This window comes from Oligoflexus sp. (assembly GCF_035638955.1).
Classification (GTDB): Bacteria; Bdellovibrionota_B; Oligoflexia; order Oligoflexales; family Oligoflexaceae; genus Oligoflexus.
Map to the genome: position 1 here is coordinate 1 of NZ_DASQYZ010000138.1, position 3,093 is coordinate 3,093.

The 3,093-nt window shown below is 48.8% G+C and carries 2 protein-coding genes and 1 pseudogene; all 3 read right to left on the reverse strand.

Annotated features, from left to right (window positions below; all coding sequences use genetic code 11):
* Positions 1-253: 253 nt before the first annotated feature.
* Positions 254-874: pseudogene (locus tag VE954_RS13610) on the reverse strand (N-acetylmuramoyl-L-alanine amidase-like domain-containing protein); the annotation flags it as partial.
* A 24-nt stretch (positions 875-898) separates the two neighbouring features.
* Positions 899-2,527 (reverse strand): glycosyl hydrolase family 28-related protein, encoded by a 1,629-nt coding sequence (locus tag VE954_RS13615; protein WP_324953584.1) that lies wholly within the window; start codon positions 2,525-2,527, stop codon positions 899-901.
* A gap of 152 nt (positions 2,528-2,679) precedes the next feature.
* Positions 2,680-2,925 carry a hypothetical protein gene (locus VE954_RS13620; RefSeq protein ID WP_324953586.1) on the reverse strand — a complete coding sequence of 82 codons (246 nt, stop codon included), beginning with the start codon at positions 2,923-2,925 and terminating at the stop codon, positions 2,680-2,682.
* Positions 2,926-3,093 lie beyond the last annotated feature (168 nt).

Sequence of the window (3,093 nt, forward strand, 5' to 3'; positions counted from 1 at the left end):
AACGATACTCTTGGGCATAAGCTGAAATTCATCTATGATGCGGTTTAGGTGCTTCTGCATCATCGGCTCCTGTGGCTGGAAGGTTTGTTTAAAGTTCTTCCAATTTCGCCGCAGGGGCTTATTTTTTCAATGTTTCATAAAATCGTATGAGTGAAACCCAGTATTTTGAGGCACGGCCTGGGGTTAGGTCTTTGCAGGTTCATTGATGGCAATAGTTTCAAAGAAATTTTATCTCAGCGCAAGCGCTGAGTAATTAGAGAGATTTTATGCGTGCAAGCTGAATACCGTTAAGCGAACTGTGGTCTCTGTACCCCTTCATGTACTCAACAAAATCTTCGTCGCCTACTTTCCCAAGTACTGCTGACGCGTGACGCAAAATGATTCGTTCACATTTTAGGATCAGGAAGCCTTGATGCGAAACGTCCATACGGGTTCCAATATATTTCATAGTATCCCAGTTTGGACGGATGAAGTTCGCCAGAAGAGCACCTTTTTGCAGTTCCCGACGCAAAAGGGTGACGCCCCCAGGATTGTCCAACACCTCCCGAAAAGTTAGATATTTTGTTGTAACAGAGGCTGCTTTCTCGAACGGATAGCGACGCTCGAATTCTGGAAGCTCGGCGGCATGCATTTTCCTGTACCAGACTCCCCAATGATCAATCATCGTTATGGACTCTGCGAGAGGGATTCCCAGGTCTGCCGTGACATTCACGATTGCACCACGTTTTTCGTGATAAGGCATCCACTCCGAGGTAATGAAGTGGAGCCGCTCAGTGAATCTGACGACTCCGTTCCTGTAACGAATTTTTTGTAAGTCGTTGGTCAAGTTTTTCCCGTGGACGGCAGCGAACGCCATGTTCCACACCGATTCGACAAATGTCGTGCACTAGCCAGCAATTCATGGTGACGTTGTAAGGGGAATTTTGCGCTTTGCTAGCATTGCTTCGTGCAAATCACTCTGGCAAAGTTCAGCATTTGCCCATTTTTCAATGGACCAATCCTTTGGTTGAGCGGGAAAAGGATCTATCATGGCTACAAAATTAAGCGCAGGTCCGAAGTTTGCGGGCACTGGCAGCACCGGCTTTTGGGCCCGCAGATTCCAAAAGGTCGTAAAAGCGCCAGAATGGGGCATGCGGACTGAACTCCCACCACTGAAAAAAGGCCTGGTTCCCAAGCCAACGTCGATATCTGTCCATAAAGTTCCATAAGATGCACGACCATGATGATCCATGGCGAGATCAAGTCCTCGGCCCTTGGACCAGACAGTCATCAGCGCATAGTCGTCGACGGTGAGATCGTGAAAAAAAGTCTGGCGAATGTCGAACCTGGTGAAAAAGATATCAGCCCCAGCAGACGAATTCAGGCCATGATGTCCCACTAATTTCCCACGACTGCCATCCGCATCGAGAATGATGTCAGAGACGCTGACGAAAAACGAAGAGCGTATGTTAATGCCATAATCCGCATTGAGAATCTTAATGTCTCGGACCCATGAGTTCTGAACTCCTGACAGATCAATTGCATTGTAGCCCTGCTCTTTAAAATGTCCCGGGTAAGGAGTGCCAACGAACTGCATGCTGAAGTGCTCAAGGCCAAGTTCAGAAATTGTGGGATCCACAGCTTTGATGCTTGTCATCCATAAGGGATCGATGTCGAAAGGAAGATTTCGAGCGAGTGTAATGGTTTTTTCAGTAAGGGACGTGACAGGAGAGTAGAAACTCATCGTCTTTCGGCCCACATCTTCCATCGCTCCGGGATATTGGCCCAAATGCAGGGATTTCAAGAGAGTCCCACCGGAATCTTTCATGACGATACGTACCCATTGACCCACTTTGATTTTGCTCGAGGAAGCGACTTGGATAGTCTGGTCGCCTCGTTTTGCAAAATTTGTGAGCTTGGTAAGCTCGCTGCCTCTGTCGTGGCCTTCGGCACTTATGAAGCCACCGGAAAAAGACCAATTGGTTGGGGGACCTTTTGTCAGGCCATAGACCTCACCCAAGGACTTGGGTAAATAGAGGATGGTTTGCTCGGGGCCCTGGCCGCGAATGACCATGTTCCCGTGATCAATGCTGAGCTTTTTCAAAATAATGAATCGACCTTTTGGAATTAAAACTATTCCAGGTCGAGCGGCATCTATAGCGGATTGGATCGCATCGCTGTCGTCAATTGCATCATCAGCTATGGCACCAAACCTCGTGATATCGAAGACGGGACCGGCTACTTCGGGGATTGGATCAAGACCCGTGTGATAGCCGGCCCAACCAAAGTCGGGTAAGTTTCCAGCTGCTCTCCATTGCTGTCCAGATTCTCCATAGAGTTTCGAGGCATTGCAAAGGGAATCCGTAGCGGCGCCGGCTGGTAAAGGGGGCGTTGGAACGGATGAATTTTGTGATTCGATCGAATCAGCAGGGGTCTGTTTCGGGATGGCTTTCGAGGTGCGATTCGACTGATGCAAAGTGCTGCTGCAAGTAAGATTCAGCACAATGGCGAGAAAGTGACAAATATTCATGAGAAAAGGTCTAGGCATGATCTGTCTCCAAACAGGAACTGGGACTTCAGCAGCAAAGCGGCCATCTACGGGGGAAAATTTAGCATGGGATAATGAGGATCCATAGTCCGATATTTCGGCAGATTATTCACCATCGAACTTTCCTTCATAAAATGAGTGACGTGGTCCAGTTAACCATCATTATGGCCGCACACGGTTTTCCTTCCAAGCTTGTAAAACCCAATATTTTTAACATATTTTCCGTGACGGCCCATGAGGGTGGCATCGACGATGACCAGAGCTTGGGTTTTGTTTGCTTTCTTACCTAGAGCGGCAAGTCGTCTTCGAACAGTACGGTTCAGACAGCCCTTTGCGATGGTCAGGTTGTCCGGGCGATTCAGCATTCTGGAAAATGACGATTCATGTTTGCCGCTCAAGCGGGCCGCAAGTCTCGGCTGATGCCGCGCATGGCGATCCCATTCAGCCCTGTGAGGCTATCGCCTTTGGATTGACCGCCCGTAACCACGATATGGAACATTACCTTCTTTCCAGCATCCATGAGTACTGTCGGACCTGGCGCCGATTCTGCGAATGCAGTCGTCGTC

What these genes read in the sequence shown, in the direction of transcription:
- VE954_RS13615 (WP_324953584.1), bottom strand. Translation starts at nt 2,527, where the DNA reads ATGCCTAGACCTTTTCTCATGAATATTTGTCACTTTCTCGCCATTGTG.